This is a genomic window from Kitasatospora sp. GP82 (assembly GCF_029892105.1).
Lineage (GTDB): Bacteria > Actinomycetota > Actinomycetes > Streptomycetales > Streptomycetaceae > Kitasatospora.
On sequence record NZ_JARZAJ010000045.1, the window covers coordinates 36661 to 52375 of the forward strand.

General features: G+C 67.2%; 17 protein-coding genes and 2 pseudogenes. 8 read left to right on the forward strand and 11 right to left on the reverse strand.

The features are described from left to right. Nucleotides 1–233: 233 nt before the first annotated feature. Nucleotides 234–527, forward strand: coding sequence for a hypothetical protein (locus P3T39_RS31020; RefSeq protein WP_280702540.1), 294 nt, complete (start codon nucleotides 234–236; stop codon nucleotides 525–527). Here P3T39_RS31020 and P3T39_RS31025 read toward each other — a convergent pair. Next, nucleotides 469–1020 carry a GNAT family protein gene (locus P3T39_RS31025; RefSeq protein WP_280702541.1) on the reverse strand — a complete coding sequence of 184 codons (552 nt, stop codon included), beginning with the start codon at nucleotides 1018–1020 and terminating at the stop codon, nucleotides 469–471. The genes P3T39_RS31020 and P3T39_RS31025 overlap by 59 nt on opposite strands. Before the next feature lie 390 nt (nucleotides 1021–1410). On the opposite strand from P3T39_RS31025, the gene P3T39_RS31030 reads away from it, so the two are divergent. Further along, a complete protein-coding gene (locus P3T39_RS31030) occupies nucleotides 1411–1614 on the forward strand; it encodes a hypothetical protein (RefSeq protein WP_280702542.1) in 204 nt (67 codons plus the stop codon). A 330-nt stretch (nucleotides 1615–1944) separates the two neighbouring features. Here the strand turns inward: P3T39_RS31030 and P3T39_RS31035 are convergent, their stop codons facing one another. The 7 genes from P3T39_RS31035 to P3T39_RS31065 form a co-directional block, all read right to left on the reverse strand. Continuing rightward, nucleotides 1945–2163, reverse strand: coding sequence for a hypothetical protein (locus P3T39_RS31035; RefSeq protein ID WP_280702543.1), 219 nt, complete (start codon nucleotides 2161–2163; stop codon nucleotides 1945–1947). Between the two features lie 158 nt (nucleotides 2164–2321). Beyond that, nucleotides 2322–2759 carry a helix-turn-helix domain-containing protein gene (locus tag P3T39_RS31040; protein WP_280702544.1) on the reverse strand — a complete coding sequence of 146 codons (438 nt, stop codon included), beginning with the start codon at nucleotides 2757–2759 and terminating at the stop codon, nucleotides 2322–2324. Beyond that, on the reverse strand, nucleotides 2756–3298 hold the full coding sequence (locus P3T39_RS31045; protein ID WP_280702545.1) for a MarR family transcriptional regulator: 543 nt from the start codon (nucleotides 3296–3298) through the stop codon (nucleotides 2756–2758). Before P3T39_RS31045 ends, P3T39_RS31040 begins: the two co-directional genes overlap by 4 nt. A gap of 432 nt (nucleotides 3299–3730) precedes the next feature. Next, the gene (locus tag P3T39_RS31050; protein ID WP_280702546.1) at nucleotides 3731–4645 is read right to left on the reverse strand and encodes an IS982 family transposase; all 915 of its coding nucleotides are present in this window, start codon (nucleotides 4643–4645) and stop codon (nucleotides 3731–3733) included. Between the two features lie 106 nt (nucleotides 4646–4751). Further along, nucleotides 4752–5246 carry an NUDIX domain-containing protein gene (locus P3T39_RS31055; RefSeq protein WP_280702547.1) on the reverse strand — a complete coding sequence of 165 codons (495 nt, stop codon included), beginning with the start codon at nucleotides 5244–5246 and terminating at the stop codon, nucleotides 4752–4754. Between the two features lie 848 nt (nucleotides 5247–6094). Beyond that, complete coding sequence (locus P3T39_RS31060; RefSeq protein WP_280702548.1) at nucleotides 6095–6403, reverse strand: hypothetical protein; 309 nt, start codon at nucleotides 6401–6403, stop codon at nucleotides 6095–6097. 793 nt (nucleotides 6404–7196) lie between these two features. Beyond that, nucleotides 7197–7835: a hypothetical protein gene (locus tag P3T39_RS31065; protein ID WP_280702549.1), complete on the reverse strand. Its 639-nt coding sequence runs from the start codon at nucleotides 7833–7835 to the stop codon at nucleotides 7197–7199. Nucleotides 7836–8274: 439 nt separating this feature from the next. Here P3T39_RS31065 and P3T39_RS31070 point away from each other — a divergent pair. Beyond that, a pseudogene (locus tag P3T39_RS31070) lies at nucleotides 8275–8874 on the forward strand (hypothetical protein); the annotation flags it as partial. 91 nt (nucleotides 8875–8965) lie between these two features. Here P3T39_RS31070 and P3T39_RS31075 read toward each other — a convergent pair. The 3 genes from P3T39_RS31075 to P3T39_RS31085 all read right to left on the reverse strand — a co-directional run bounded on the left by P3T39_RS31075 (nucleotide 8966) and on the right by P3T39_RS31085 (nucleotide 11139). Then, entirely contained in the window at nucleotides 8966–9238 is a 273-nt protein-coding gene (locus P3T39_RS31075) for a hypothetical protein (RefSeq protein WP_280702557.1), read from the reverse strand. Nucleotides 9239–9700: 462 nt separating this feature from the next. Next, nucleotides 9701–10483, reverse strand: coding sequence for an oxidoreductase (locus P3T39_RS31080; RefSeq protein ID WP_280702550.1), 783 nt, complete (start codon nucleotides 10481–10483; stop codon nucleotides 9701–9703). Between the two features lie 77 nt (nucleotides 10484–10560). Beyond that, nucleotides 10561–11139, reverse strand: a complete 579-nt coding sequence (locus tag P3T39_RS31085) for a TetR/AcrR family transcriptional regulator (protein ID WP_280702552.1) — start codon at nucleotides 11137–11139, stop codon at nucleotides 10561–10563. A gap of 123 nt (nucleotides 11140–11262) precedes the next feature. On the opposite strand from P3T39_RS31085, the gene P3T39_RS31090 reads away from it, so the two are divergent. The 5 genes and pseudogenes from P3T39_RS31090 (at nucleotide 11263) to P3T39_RS31110 (ending at nucleotide 15692) form a co-directional block, all read left to right on the forward strand. Further along, nucleotides 11263–11439 (forward strand): hypothetical protein, encoded by a 177-nt coding sequence (locus P3T39_RS31090; RefSeq protein WP_280702553.1) that lies wholly within the window; start codon nucleotides 11263–11265, stop codon nucleotides 11437–11439. A gap of 790 nt (nucleotides 11440–12229) precedes the next feature. Next, nucleotides 12230–13080 (forward strand): annotated as a pseudogene (locus P3T39_RS31095) (IS5 family transposase). Nucleotides 13081–13205: 125 nt separating this feature from the next. Further along, a complete protein-coding gene (locus P3T39_RS31100) occupies nucleotides 13206–13679 on the forward strand; it encodes a DIP1984 family protein (protein WP_280702554.1) in 474 nt (157 codons plus the stop codon). 391 nt (nucleotides 13680–14070) lie between these two features. Further along, complete coding sequence (locus tag P3T39_RS31105; protein WP_280702555.1) at nucleotides 14071–14220, forward strand: hypothetical protein; 150 nt, start codon at nucleotides 14071–14073, stop codon at nucleotides 14218–14220. 588 nt (nucleotides 14221–14808) lie between these two features. Continuing rightward, nucleotides 14809–15692 (forward strand): IS5 family transposase gene (locus P3T39_RS31110; RefSeq protein ID WP_280702556.1). Its coding sequence is split into 2 segments (ribosomal slippage): nucleotides 14809–15166 and nucleotides 15166–15692, totalling 885 coding nucleotides; the frame shifts between segments, so codons are not numbered across the junction. Nucleotides 15693–15715: the final 23 nt, after the last annotated feature.

A 15715-nucleotide genomic window follows, 5' to 3' on the forward strand; every position in this document is an offset into this window, starting at 1 on the left:
CGGCCGAATTTCGCGCCGACGAGTGCACCTGCGGCCAGCCTCGTGCACCACAGCTGTTGCACCCGCTATGGTCGTCTCGACCGCTTCTGAGCTGCGTGGATTCGAACTGCACGCTCGCGGCGCCCCGGAGAAACTGTGGCGATTTCGATGCATCGGGCGAGGGGATCGAGGAGGACTGGATCGGGTCATCCAGGTGAGCGGCGATCAGCTCGGTCCGACGGGCCGGGATCATCATGACCGACAGCCTGCCGACCGCCCGCACCGGCTGTTGGGACACCGTCGAGCGGGTGCTGCTCACCAACGAACAGCGAATCGCCTACGGGCTGCCGCCGACCGAGGGCAAGAAGGGCGACCCGCCCGTGATGGGCTATTCCTCCCGCTACTGCGCCTGGGCCCTCGACACAGTCCGTCCTCCTGTCGGAGGAGTTGCCGGTCTTTTCCGGCATCGAAAGTCAAAAAACGGGCAGATCAACAGTTTTCGACAGTCGGCTCATCGTCCCAGCGCACCGGGGTTCGCGAACCGCTGAGCCAATCCCGCCGCAGGATGCCGTAACCGATCGCGTCGTACACAGCACCGGTCGAGCTGGGCCACGCGTTGCGGTAGTGCGCTTCCTTCACATAGCCGTGGCTTCGGAAGGTCCGGCGCATGGCCGTGTTGTCCTGCCGCGTGGTGCCCTCGACCCGCGAGATCTCATCGAACTCGGTGAACAAATAACGCGTCAGCCAGCCCAGCGACTGCCCGCCGATCCCGCGGCCACAGTGCTCGGCCGCGAGCCGCAGGTCGAACATCGGCGTACTGCCCTCCAGATCCTCAAGCCGGATCAACCCGACCCGCTCCTTGCCGTCAGTGATCCAGAACGTGCGCGTCGACTCACTGCCGTAGTAGCCCTCGGCCAGGTTCGTCCGCACCAGCTCCTCGCTTAGTGAGTCGAACACGTGGTAGGGCCAGCTCTGCCGAGTAAGGAAGTCGACCAGGAGATCCGCCTCGGCCTCGCCGAACTGCCGGTATGCCAGTGCCATGGGAGTGCTCTTCCTTTCCGCGGTCCGCGATGGCGGAGCCTTCGAGAGTGGTTGGGCAGAACACTAGCCCTAGATTTCACGGGTGGGGCATGGGTTTCTAAACGAGCAAGTCCGATGTGAATCAGTGGACTTACGCGATCGGCGACCGGCCATGCCGTTGCGCCTGCCTCGTTGTTTCACAGCGGCTGGCGGGTTGAGTGTGTGCCCGTTATATCGCTTTCGCCGGTTCCCGGGGGCGGTGCCGGGTCAGGGCCGTTTCAAAGTCCCTGTGAGCACGTGAGTCCGCAGTTCATGGCGCTGCAGGGGTCCGGGTCGGCGCGTCGCCCGTCCAGGCCGCCTCCAGTGCGGCGGTGACGCGCAGCACCTCGTCCGGTGTGGTCGTCTCGGTCAGTGAGCCTGGCGGTCGACCTGTTCAGCGCGATCGTCGCGCTCACCGTCGCGATCGCCGAGAACCCCTGGCTCGAGGACAGCACCGGGCGCGACAGCGCCGGCGACTGGCGCAGGCTCCCGATCCCCCACGGACGCGGCCTGGTCGAGTACGTCATCGACACGAACAACCACGTCGTGCGACTGACCAGGATCATCCCCCTCTGACCCCGCGCGCCCGTAGCCGCAGAACCTCCGGCCGCTACGCGGGTCAGCCGAGATGACGGGGTGTCAGTGCCTGCTAGGATGCTGCCCTCCATGGACGACCACGGCCTGTGGGGCGGCCCCGCTGACGGGGCACTGGCAATGCTGCTGAGGACTGGGTGGACCGACGTCCACCCGGGCGTTGCGGATCGAGGCGTCTCTCTTCGGCCGCGTCTTCTGGGCCGTCGACCTGGACGACCGCCCGCTCACCGGCTACCTGTCAGAGGTCTCCGGCATCCGCGGCGCCGCCGTCTGACCCCGAGCCCCGCCCACGTCCAGAGTTTCGGTCGCGGGTCAGACCTGCCGGTCCGGGTCGGAAAACGTCAGGCCGCCAGCCACGAGGGAACGGCGGGCGGGCTTGGGCGCCGGGATGTCTTCGCCCGGCGGCTGGCGGAAGTCGGCGCCCTGTTCCACCGGCAGCAGCTGGCGCCCGCCGGACTGAGCGGGCACGAGAGCGTCGGTGGCGGGCTCGGAGAACGCGGGCAGCCCCAGGCTGCGACGGTCAGGGGTCATGGCTCCAGTCTCGCAGGCGAGCCCGCTCCCGACGGTTGGCCCTGCTGGCCCGGGCCGAACCGCCATCACCGGTGATTGCGCATTGGCCCGGGCCAGCAGGGCCAAAGCGGACGGTGAGCAGGCAGTCGACGTGTCCTGTACGGAACCACGCTGCGGCTCTACTCCTCGTCCCGAACTGCCTTGATGGTCCGTCGGCGCCTGGCGTCCGTGTTCCCGACCTTGCGGGGGGCTTCGGCCCTGGCGTCGGGAGTGATCTCGGGAGCTGCCAGCGCCTCGCCCACCAAGCGGCGGATCTCTGGATTGGAACTGAAGAAATACCTGGGGTTGATGCGGTAGCTTCCCGGGTCCGGGTGGTCGACCAGATTAAGCGACTCCAAGCGAGCGAGCGACTCGTAGACGGTCGACACGGACGTGCCGCAGTCGTGGGCGATCTGCTCCACGTCGGCGGCAATCGGATCGAACACCGCGCCCTGGCTGGTCAGCCACTCCAGGATGCTGCGCTGGGCAGCGGACAAGTTCAGGGTGTAGACCGCCGGCATCCCGAGGGCTTCCGGGTCGAAAGGACCGTGTCCGTAACCGTGGGTGGCGGCGCTCATCGACTCGTCCCTCCAGTCGTGGTGCGGCTGTCAACGCGGCGCGGGCCAGGCGTCTTCGCCGCAGCCTTCTCTTCCGCCTTCGCTGCGGCCTTCTTCGCCGCGTCGATAGCCTTCTTGTCCGGGGTGATGGCCGGCGGGTCCAGTCTGCGGCACGCCTGGACCTGGGCCTCGCCGCTGCCCTCCCAGAACCGGCGCGGGTTGAGCTGGTAGGTCGAGCTGCGCGGCGAGGTCTTCAGCAGGATGTTGAGCTTCACCAGGCGAGCGAGCGCCGTCTTCGCCGTGGTCTCGGTGACGTGGATGGCCTCGGCGGCGGCCCCGGCGGTCACCTTCACCGCCGCACCGGCCCCGCCGTTCGAACGCACCCAGTCGATCGTCGCCCACTCCGCCCCGGACAGCGCCAGCGAGTACAGCGGCGCGTCATCGGTGTAGGCGTTCAGCGTGTAGGAGCCGTCCATGGTGTGCGGCGTCCGCGGCTTCGGGGCCGGCAGCACCGCCCCCGAACCCAGGTCCACCAGGGCGATGTTGCCCCTGCGAGCCATCCCTGCTCCTCACCCCTGCTGATCCGCGCCCGGCAACCGGTCCCCCTGGCAGCAGGCCGCCGCGGCAGGTGCCCGGGCCCGGTACGGGCAGTGACCACCAGGGCCGAGGGCAACTGGCCAGTTCCCTATAGCGTCAGCGTGTCGAAGGGCCAGGCGCTACCTGGTGGCTGGCGACCAGCCCGCCACTACCGCCACGCACCGATCCGTGCCCGCTGACCGACATCAGCCACCGCCCGGCAACCGTCGCGTGGCTGCAGGCGATGCGGGGAGGGGACCAACAGTCCGCAGGTGGCGACCCGAGGGCCATGTAACTGAGTCTTTGAGGCTCAGCCCCTCGTGCGGTCACCACCTTCGACGGTGCTGTCGACTCTTCTCGGCCGGTACGGTCCGCAGTCCGGCCGCGCCAGCTCTAGATGATCGATTCCAAGGGGTTTAGTGGTCGTAGGCGGTCAGGGCTCGCATGATCGGCTGGTCGGTGTGATCGTTGTGCCAGATGGCGGCGGTGAGCGCGAGGATGCGTTGCAGAACGCGGACGGCCACGCCGCCGGGAGTGCGGCCGCGGTGTCGTTCGAGGTCGAGTTGGCCCTTGAAGGTCTCGTTGATCGATTCGATGACCTGCCGCAGCGGCTTGAACAGCTGTGATCCGGGCCGCTCGGCCTCGCCCTTGCGGGCCGGCCGCAGCAGTCGGATGTCCAGCTCGGCCAGCTGCTGCTCGAACTCGCGGCCGAAGTAGTTCTTGTCGCCGATCAACGTCTGCCCCGGGCGCTCATCGGTGAGCTGAGGTTCGACGGCGAGCAGGTCCAGGAGTGTCTCGCGCTCATCGGCTTTGGCCCCGGTCAGCGCGAAGGCGATCGGCAGGCCGTGCAGGGTGCAGACCAGGTGCAGCCGTAGTCCCCAGAAGTAGCGGGTGTGGCTGGCGCAGTACCCGTACTGGGCCCATCCGGCCAGGTCGGAGCGTTTGACGGTCTCGCGGGAGCGTCCGCACTCCACCGGTGTGGAGTCCACGACCCACACGTCGTCGCTCCACAGTGTGGTGTCGCGGGCCAGCACTCGGGTGACATGACGGACGAGTTCGGCGGCCTTGCGCAGCCGCTTGTTGTAGCCGGGCTGCTGGGGCAGATAGGGGAACAGATGCCGCAGGTGGGCGCGGGCGTGCCGCAGCCACCGGGCCTCGGAGGTGAAACCGAGCATCGCCTGCATCATCGCCAAGGTCACCAGCTCCGCGTCGCTGAGCTGCGGCGCGATGCCCATGGCAGGCCGCCACGGGGCGAGCTGCGGCAAATCCTTCAGTAGATCGTCGATTTTGACATAGAGTGCGGTCGCGAGGGAGTCCAACTCTGTCTTCACACACCGACGTTGGACTCCCTCCTCCCATGCGCGCAGGCAATCTGCAGATTCGCATCGCATCTGTCGCCATCGGCGGCGAGGCGGCGGATGAGGTCGGGCGCCGGGTTCACAGGCCGAGCGACACCGGTCTGCCCGGAACCCCGCCGGCGATCAGCGCCGCTAACGGTGAGGCGAGGTCGCGGGGCGAGAACAGCTCGGAACCACGGTAGTCGGCGATGTCCCGCAGTCGCCACCAGCGGAAGCCGTCGATGTTCTCGGCGGCGAGCTCGTCGTCAGACATCGCGCCTCGGGGACGGAACGACGCGGTGCGGACCAGGAAATAGTCGTTGACCACGCCGTCGTAGCCAGACGCGTGCCCAGGCGCGACGACCTGCTGGTGCCAGACATGCGGCGGGTCCGTATCGATCGCCAGCCCTATCTCTTCATGCAGCTCTCGGCGGAGCGCGGCGAGCGGCGTCTCGCCAAGCTCGACGCCTCCACCAGGGGCCGCCCATACGACCGTGCCGACCGGATCTGGGATAGCGAAGCGACACAGCAGGATCCGGTCGTCCTCGTCGAGGACGACCGCACGGACTGAGCGACGCAGGTTCACCGAGGACATCCGCGCATGCTATCCACCAGTGACCACCACGATCCCTTGGAATAGATCATCTAGCGGAGGGGCCGCCCCAGGACCACTGCGCCCCTACGGTCAGACCGTCGATGTGACCCGCGCCTTCCAGGCCGCCGAGACGCTGATGGCCGGGCCCCTCGCGATTCGAGGACGAGGGGCCGACGGCGTAGGTGGGTCGTCTGCCGGCCCGACCGATCTACCGGGCCTCCGGACACGCGGTCGACATCAAAGGGAGGCCGGGGGGATCTGTCGCAGGTCGCTCGGACCCACGCTGATGAGAAGGTTTCCATCGATGCGGCGTGTTTGCACGGTGGCTCCCACCGGGCGGATCGCTTCCTGCGCTGGCACACCTTGGACGCGGACCGCAATGGCTTCTTCTGAGCATCCGAGGTCTACATAGCCAAAATAGGGGGACGCAAGTATATGGCCTTGCGTGTACCTGCCGGAGAGGGCACTGCCGGGAAATGCATCGTGGCTGTCCGATGATTCTGCTGGCGATGGTCTTTTTGCACCGACAGATGTGGGTGCAGTAGGCAAGTTCTTACCTGGAATATCTGATACCAGGTATGCCTCGCAAAAGTCCCCTCTGACTGCCAGAACCAGGCTGACTTCGCCGATATCGACCAGTCCCACCATCTTGGCGTGTCCGTTCGACGGAGGAGCGTCGATCGTAGCCTGGATAGTCGGGGCCGCCTGGACAGTGGGGAGCTCAGCGAGCTTCCACGATGCTGGAGTACCGGACGGTGTCGAGGATGTGCACGCCGCCGCGAGCGCGGCGGTCGCCATGACCGCCGCGCCCGCAGAGAGTTTCAACCGCTGCATCTGTCGATGATGCCTCAGTTGGCCCAGGTTTCATAGCAGAAGCCGGCAGGGCGGAGAGCTTCCCCGTAGCCGACAACAGCGTTGAAGTTGGGGTCGATGACCTCGAAGCCGTAGACGTCGTAGAGAGGGTGAGCGATGATCCCTCCCCACTTGAGGGCCGGAACGGTGTAGGCCCCGCTCTCAGTCTGGGTGTACGTATTCGTGACGCTGAAGCCGACGGCCGAACTGATGATGCTCGCCGTCACGGTGGCGCTGGCGGTGTAGGAGGACGCGATGGCGCGGGAGTTGGTGAGGGTCAGAGTGATCGGACCCCCGCCGGTCACCTCATCGATGTTGTCCGTGTGGCACACCTGGCTCTCGTAACCCGTCGACACAGCTACGTTTCCGCCGCGAGGAGAGGCGACGGCTGGTGCATTCCCCAACCTCGGAGACGGAGCCCCCACCGCCGGAGCCGACACGGTGCGCTGCACGAACCAATGCGCGTGAGGGTGCGCAGGGTCGTGCGGGAAGACTAGGGCCGAACTGTGCCCCGGAGTCGCTGATGCGTTCGGAGCTGCGAGCCCGACAGCCGCACCAATTCCCATGATCACCGCAACGGCCTGGCCGATAGCTCGATGCTTCAGAACGTGCATTTCCCCCTCCAAATACCTGAATGACGTTCGCCTAGAAACCTTCTTGCCTCTAGATGATGCAAGTTCCAACGACTCCTGGCAAGCTATTTTGAATATTGCCCCCTTTGAGAACATTTGCATCAAGTCGCGACAATTGAGTAAACCTAGGAATAAATTCCAGAACGGAATGTTCCGCTCCTAAATTTTGAGAGTGCTCAAAAGGTGGACCATTTGTGTGCGAAAGGTGTCTTGCCGTCGGGGGCGGCCGCCAGCACCGGTCTCGGTAGGAGCGGTGACATGGTGGCGGGTTCGGAAAACGCGGGCAGCCCGAGGCTGCAGCGGCCGGGGATCATGCTGATCGCGTCGGGCCGGCGTCCAGGGCCCGCCCCCGCGCTCGCATCGGGGCGGGAAGGCGGTCGATTCGTGTCTACCACCGGTCCGCTGGACCTGACAGCGGGATAGGACTCGCCCCGACGACGCCGGCCACGGCCCGGCTGACTTTGAATCAGCCGGGGATGAACATGCAGCCCAGCATGCCCGCCTGCTCATCCACAGCCGCCCGCCACAGCGGCACGATGCCCTCAAGCATCACCGCCGCCTCCCGAGCGTCGCCGTCCCCGCTGTCGCACAACCACTCCACTACGCGCTGCTCCACCACAGGGTGCTCCTCCTCCCCCAGGTTAAGGGCCGCGACCACGTCAGGCAGGGCACTGCGGACCTGCTGGGAGGTCAGGACCATGTCGCCGAACCAGCCGGGTAGCAGCGCGAAGCGGCGTGGCCCCAGGCCGTGGGCCAGGGCCGCTGCCGGGAAGCCCTTGCGGCAGCCCGGGGCCAGCGCCAGGTGCCGCCAATGGGTGGGGATTCTGTCCAAGGCGGCGTAGATCTCTTCGCTGTACTCGTCCAGCGGGCAGGCGGCTGACAGCTCCTGGAAGGCCTCGCTGTCAGCGTCCAGGTCCATCTGCGCCCCCTGCGCGGCGCAGCGCAGCGTGCGCACGCCGACCCTTTCCGGCGCCGCGTTCCAGCGTCGCCACAACTCCTGGGTACGGGTGCGCTGCTGCTCGATCGTCGGTCCCAGCACTGGCGCGATGGCGGCCGCCACCTCGTCCGGCACCGGCGCCAGCACCCACATCCCGAGAAAGCTCACGGCTTCTCCCCGCCTCGTTCGTCGGGGAACAATAGCGGGCCGCGCCGACGATGTGGACCAGGGCCAGTTCCCCCAGGGGTGACCTGTGTTCTCAGCCACCCCGCCGCGATCTCGTAGCGGCGAAAACCGCTCCGACCGGAGGCTGGCGACTCCTGCGAGGCGCCCTGAGCTGCCGAAAGTCGCAGGAGTGACCAGAAGCCCTCGACCGGTCAGCGATGAACTGCTTCATCAGAGCAGGGTGAGCTTTGCCCCGATGAGCTGACCGGGTACCAAGCAGGTGGTCACCGCGTCCAGGGTGTCCGTCACCCTTCACGCCACGGAGTGAAAGGTGACGTCGGACCGCCTGGCAGAATCACCCCGCTACCTGATCGACAGTCACACCACCCCTGGAGGACCTGTGCAGCACCCGGCCCGTATCGCCCTGGCCGCAGCAGCTCTACTGCTGGCCGCCGGGTGTTCGAAGCCCGCGACGCACCAAGTCAAGTCCGACGACCATGCCGCACCGGCGCCGACCGCCGCCTCTGGCACCCCAGCCGCCGCTCGAAGCATTCCGACGGGGGCCGGGCCGCAGGCAACCTATACGGTCGCCGCGCAGCCCGCGGCGGGAAGCTGCCACTACCGGTACACCGCCGCGAAGGAGCCGCTGCCGGATCCGACCTGTACGCCGGGTGCGGTCAGCCCGGCGGTCACCCAGGCCAACATCAAGGACACGATCTGCAAGCCGGGCGGGTACACCTCCACGATCCGCCCGCCGGTGAACATCACTGGTAAGGAGAAGTCGGCCAACGCCGCCTCGTACGGGTACACGGGTCCGATGGGTGATGGTGAGTACGACCACCTGATCAGCTTGCAGTTGGGCGGTGACCCGAACGACCCGCGGAACCTGTGGGTGGAGCCGCCGTCGCCGGGTCATGTTCCGGGCAAGGGCCCGAACAACCCCAAGGACAGCGTCGAGACGCACCTGCACACCGCGATCTGCAAGGGGAAGACCACCCTCGCTGCTGCGCAGCAGGCCATCGCCACGGACTGGACGACCGCAGAATCGAATCGAAGCTCGGGATCAAGGACAGCATTCCCAGCGACGCGGCCGACTCGGAGTGACGGGGGCCCGACAGCGAGCGGCTACTCGGTCAACCGTTCAAAGGGGCCGCCGCCCCAACCCCGCCGCACTGCGGCTCCACGCGTACCTGCACCGGTCGGACCAGGCCCTGCGACCGCTCTACCCACTCCTCGATCTTCGGGACGAACGAGTCGATCAGCTTCGGCCGCACCGACCGGGCGGTCCCGCTGAAGCCCAGGTCCCTCATCCGTGCGTACCGGCTCACGGTCTTCGGGTCGACTCCCGCCAGTGCGGCAGCCGAGTGGACGCACTCGGTGGCGTCCAGAGCCTCGAAGATTTCCATGACTTCCCTGGCAGACTTCCTCAACGATCCCTCCGGCCGGACTCTCACTCGATGTCTCGTCAACACCGAGCGTGAGCAGCCGGGGCGGCAGGGGTGGCCGGGCGGACAGCCGGCGTTCAAGGCGCCCGAGTTCGCGTTGCCAGGCGAGTACGTTGTCAGCGGTCAGTGCGACGTTGCGGCAGGCCAGAGGCAGGCAGCCGCTGGGCAAGCGGCTCGACCTCGTCTTGCCAGTCTCCGTGCCCGGCCCACGCACCCCGGCGGATGCCGCTGGCCAGTCCCTAGCTGAAGGATCACGCCATGCCCGCTGAGCAGTGCGGACGCTGGACCAGCGCCGACACCGCCCTCGGGCTGCGGCCGCTCCACGACCTGGCTGCCGGCGAGGACGCATAGGATGCCACCGGCATTCGCCCAAGACCCGCATTCCGGGTCCCGAGCGTATGCCAATGTCCCCGGTCGTACGCCTCACACTGTCTTGATGCCGCCGCCCTCAACGACGTAGTCGGCGCCGGTCATGCTTGCCGCGCGGTCTGAGGCGAGGAACGCGACGACGGCCGCGACCTCGTCGGGTTCGACCATGCGGCCGGTGGTCATGCCCATCGCCATAGGCACCCCGGACACGAAGTCGCGGTGCCCGACGCCTTTCGCCTCGGCAAGGCGGGCGCCGAAGCTGTCGTCGTCCTCCCACATGCCGGTACGTGTCGGGCCGGGGGAGACGGTGTTCACGCGTACGCCCTGGGGTCCGAACTCCTCGGACAGTGCCTTGCCGAACGCGTTGAGGCCCGCCTTCGCGGCGCCGTACTCGATTGGGCCCGTGCCCGGCAGGCGCGCGGTCATCGACGAGATGTTCACCACCGAACCGCGGCGTTCCAGGATGCTCGGCAGCAGTCGGCGGGTGACCCGGACCGTACCGAACAGGTTGACCTCGAAGCTCTGCGCCCACAGAGCGTCGTCGGTCGCGAGGAACCCGTGCAGGTTGAACGCGTCTCCTCCGCCTAGGTTGTTGACCAGGATGTCCACGCCGCCGAGTTCTGCAAGCGCCTGGGCCCCCAACTCCTCGGCGCCTTCCGGTGTACTCAGGTCGACCGCGACCGGGTGGGCACCGGCCTCCTTAAGTTCGGCGGTGATCGTGCGGGCCGCGCCGACCACTCGGACCCCCTCGGCGACGAGCTGCCGCGTGATCGCGAGGCCGACACCTCGGCTGGCCCCAGTGACGACCGCGGTCTTCCCGACGAGATTGAGCTCCATGTCAGACTCCTTGCAGATTTTTGAACTACAGGTACAAAATTAGTCCACAAAAAGGGGCCTCCGGCCAGCAGCGCGAACTACAACGACCCCATCGCCGCGTCCACGATCCGCCTCAACCGCGTGGCATCCTTGGCGGTCTTCGCCAGTACCCGCATACCGATCACCGTCGCGAGCAGCCAGGCGGCCAACGCCGCCGCGTCACGATCGCCGTCGATCTCGCCGGCCCGCTGGCCTTCCTCAACGGTCGCCCGGAACGCGCTCTCCGTGCGCGCGAACATCTTGCGCACGGTGTCGGCCGTCTCGGCGTCCGCGAGGGCCGACTCGGCAGCCGTGTTGACCGCCATGCAGCCGCGCCGATCCGGATCGCCCAAGTCGAGCTCGACCAGCGCCTCCAGTGCACCCCGCAGCCGATCCTTCGCCGAACCGGGATGATCGAGAAGCGCCTCCAGCCACTCGGCCTGCGAGTCCCGGTAGCGCGCCAGCGCCAGTTCGAATAATGCGTGCTTACTGCCGAAGGCGTTGTACAGACTGCCCTTGCCGATGCCGATCTCATCCACGAGGTCCTGAGGCGTCGTCGCCGCGTACCCCTTGCGCCAGAACACGCCCATCGCGCGCTCCACCGCCACGTCCGGATCGAACTGCTTCGGCCTGCCCATGGCGCTACCGTAGCAGCATTTTTGACCTTGAGGTCAAATAGCTGTCACTTCTCGACGACCAGCCCCACGCCAACCCGATGGACACACGCCTCGTCACGATGTCACGGGGATAGAACCGAAAGGGTGGGAAAGCCGCTCGTCAGCCTGCGCACCGCCGTGATCCTGACGCTCGGCACGCTCGCCGGTACCGGCGCTGGCATCCTCACCTACCTCGGCAGCCGCTCCGCCGCCAACACCATCCTCGCCGGCGAAGCCGCCTTCGCCGGCGCCGTCTTCTCCTTCAACACCGTCATCAACTGACCGCCCGAGCAGCCCGCTGGGCCTCGGGCAGCCGCCGACGTCGGCAACTCCTTGCCTGCGAGCCAGAACACGCCGTACCCATTCGGCCGATGGTGGCAGATCGTCACCGACAAACGCCCCTCACCGTCATGGGCGACGTGGCTGGTCAGGATGCACCAGCTCACAGGGCGCCCCGCATGTGGGCGATCAGCCGCAGCCTGGCGAAGCGCGTGGTGGCCGTCGCCGCCATTTTGGCCGACACCGCAGACCGCGGGCAGACGGTACGCGGGTCTGATGTCGTTCACGGTGCCGGGCGCCAGCCTGCTCGCGGATGTTGCCCCTGCGGTCGACGCCGCGCAGCAGCCGACCGCCGGAAACGCCGCGCCCGGCCAGCAGGGCCCGCCAGGCGGCTAGGGCCTGTTCTGAGTTCAGTGGGCGTTTAGGGATGGTTTGCGACGAGTGTTTTGATCGGCTTTGTCGCATTCGTCGCCAAGGTGCATGGCGCGAAATGCCCGGAAGCTCCGCACTGGAAGGAACATTTCCCTCTATTGCTAAACCAGACGGGATCCAGCGTCGAGAAGCGGATCAAACGATCACGAAGGTTGGCGCCCGGAAGGCGGCGAAGGTGAACGTAAGGTGCGAATCATGTCGAAGATGTTGGCTATCGAGGCGACTTTCACCGCGAACCGTCCCTAAACGCCCACTCAGAGGTCGGTTTGTGAGTATTTGACTGGTTCTGGTGTCACCTGATGGTGTGAGTGTGGACTGGAGTTCGCTCGCTCGGCGCCGCTGCTCTGCTGGGGTTGGCGGCGTGAGTGAACGCAAGCCGTACCCAAGCGACTTATCCGACGAGCAGTGGTCGTTGATCGAGCCGGTCATCACAGCGTGGAAGGACCGGCATCGGTCTGTGAGCGGCCATCAGGGCGCCTATGCGATGCGGGAGATCGTGAACTCGATCCTTTACCAGGGCAGGACCGGTTGCCAGTGGGCTTACCTCCCGCACGATCTGCCGCCGAAGAGCGCGACGTACTACTACTTCGCCGCCTGGCGCGACGACGGGACCGACCAGGTCATCCACGAACTCCTGCGCTGCCAGGTCCGCGAGCGGGCCCGCCGATTAGAGGACCCGACCCTGGTGGTCCTGGACACGCAGAGCGTCCACGTGGCCGCCGGGGTCCCCGCCTTCACGACCGGCCGGGACCCGGCGAAACGGGTTCCCGGTCGCAAACGGGCCCTGGCCGTCGACGTGTTGGGCCTGGTCATAGCCGTCATCGTCCTGGCCGCGAACACGCACGACAACGCCGCGGGCATCGCCCTTCTGGACCAGGTCGCCGAACACGCCGGCGGCACCGTCCGCAAGGCGCTGGTCGACCAGGGCTTCAAGAAGCAGGTAGTCGCGCACGGCGCCGGCCTGGGCATCGACGTCGAGATCGTCGAACGCAACCCGCAGGACAAGGGGTTCGTTCCGCAGCCGAAACGCTGGAGGGTCGAGCAGACCTACGGGATCCTGCTACTGCACCGGCGCCTGGTCCGCGACTACGAGCACCGACCGTCCTCCTCCCCGCCTCGCGTGTCTACTGGGCTATGACCCAGGTCATGGCCCGTCGCTTGACCGGCGCGAACACGCCCACCTGGCGCGACCCGCAGGCGGTGAGCGCGTGACCATTCCATGAACCCGCCCGGTGCCCGCCGGGTCAGTCCGGCCGGCCCCGCCCCGCGAACCGCGCCGTCAGGCACCGACGTGCATACTTACCGGACGATCAGTAGGACGTAGAGGTGATGACGCGGTGAAACTGGCTGAAGCGCTCGCGCAGCGCGCGGCTGCGGTGCGGCGGGTGGAGCAGTTGCGGGTGCGCGTCGTCGGCAGCGCCCGCTACCAGGAGGGCGAGGAACCGGCCGAGAATGCGGCGGAGGTCCTGGCCCAGGCCGGAGAGGTGCTGGACGAGCTGGAGCGGCTGATCCGTCAGATCAACCGGACCAACTCCACCGTGCTCATCGAGGGCGGCGGCACTCTTACCGACGCCCTCGCCCGCCGGGACGTCTTGCGGCTGCGCCACTCGGTGACCACCGCGGCCGCCGACGCCGCCTCCGGACGCGACCAGCGCGGAGCCGTACGGCAGTTGCGGTCCGAACTCAGGATCCTCTCCGCCCTGCCGGTCGCCGAGCTCCGCGCCCAGGCGGACGTCCTGGCCAAGGAGATCCGCGAGGTGGACACCCTGATCCAGCGCACCAACTGGGAGATCGACCTGATCGAGGACTGACCCCACAAGCTGGGTGTGGGAAGCAGGTAGTCGTCACGGAGGCGTGCACACACCGCGGGTCGGCGGTTTATCCGGCCCTTGGCGCGTGAAGAGCAACGCAGGGGTTCGATTCCTCGCCAACAGTGCAGCTCAGCATCGCGTACAGGTGACAGAGCACACCGCACAGCTCACCACCATGTGCAGATCCGGACGACGAGGGCGGGAACGGGGCGCCCCACACCCGATGCGAGGGCCGTGCACACCACCACGGCCCTCGCACCTGCTCCACCCCAGGGCCACTCAAGAAGCGCCATCAGGGTTCGTTACTGCGATCTCTGCGTGATGTCGTACCTCCGTAGTCCACAGCCGCAGCTGAACGGCCTGCTTCGGACGCCACGCCGACACCGAGGCCGTGATCACTCTCCATCGACTCCTCGCCGAGTTCTTCGACGCGCGAGAGCAGCCGGACAGCCTCGCCAGGATCTTCAGGGACTACCAGTCGTGGCTGACCACCCGGCCCTGGTACCAGTTCGAAACGGCATCACCGGACCAGATCAACTGAGACAACACCCGGCACCCCACCGCCCGGGACCAGATCAGGCGGCGGCTGCGCTGGGCAGCCGTGCCACAGAACGATATCGCCACGGGAGGCGGGCTCTGGCTCCGGTGGCCAAGTAGCGGGAAAAATCTGGCCATCTACGGTGCACAGTCACAGGCCAGTCGCTCAGTCGATGTTACTTTGCGCGGTAGTTGGCCACTTTGCAGCTAGGCCGTGTCTCATAATTGATCACGTGGCTGGTAGAGGTGAGTTGACGGATGCGGCGTGGGAGCGAACTGGCGTGGTGGAAGCCGTGACGGTGGGGGAGGCCGAGCGACTCGCGCGCGCCTACCTGCGCGGTCAGATCCGGGGGTGGACAGACGATGGCTGGACACTCAGATGGGACGAGTGGGCGTCTGGCGAGGACGGGTATGTGTTCGAGTTCGGCAGGGACGGCGGGCTGCCCGCCGGGGCTCCAGTGTTCGTCGCCCGGACCGGCGGCGAATGCCGGCTGATGCCAGCCAGGGAGTACTCCGGGCGTAGACGCCCGCGCCTCGGCGGGATCGCCTTTGCTCCTGTTGCGCCGCAAAAGTCTGCGTGCTAATTGATCTTGTGGTGGGTCGTGGAGAGATAACGGATGCTGCGTGGGCTCGGATTGAGCCGTTGCTGCCGCAGCGGGATGGTGCGGGGCGTCCTTGGCGGGATCACCGTCAGGTGGTGAACGGGGTGCTGTGGCGGCTGCGCACGGGTGCCCCATGGCGTGATCTGCCCGAGCGGTACGGCCCGTGGCAGACCGTCTACCGGCGCTTCGCCCAGTGGGAGAAGGACGGCACCTGGGCCGCGCTCCTGCGGGAGGTCCAGGTCCGCAACGACGCGGTGGGGACCGTGGAGTGGACGGTCTCGGTCGACTCCACGGTCGCGAGGGCCCACCAGCACGCTGCCGGCGCCCGCAAAAAGGGGATCAGCCCGAGGACGAATCGGATGATCCGGCAGCAGTTGCGCGCCGCGAGGCGCTCGGCCGGTCCCGGGGCGGGCTGACCACCAAAATCCACATGGCGGTCGACGGCCGGGGCCTGCCGCTGTCGATTGTGCTGAGCACCGGCAACACTGCCGACTGCACGATGCTGCCCGCCGTCCTCGATGCCATCCGCGTCCCGCGTGTCGGGACCGGGCGGCCGAGGACCAGGCCCGACGGGGTCGTGGCCGACAAGGCCTACTCCTCCCGGAAGATCCGCGACCTGCTGCGGCGTCGACGGATCAAAGCGACCATCCCCGAACGCCGCGACCAGATGGCAAACCGCGCCCGCCGCGCAAGCCGCGGCGGGCGACCGCCGGCCTTCGACAAGACCACCTACAAAGGACGGAACGTTATCGAGCGGTGCTTCGCGAAGCTGAAGCAATTCCGAGCAGTGGCAACCAGGTTCGACTGTGAGGATGGTCGGGTGCCGCCCCGGGCGGTGGTCTGGCCCGAGGTACGACTGGCGCTTATGCCTTGAGTTTGATCTGCCGACCACTGCCC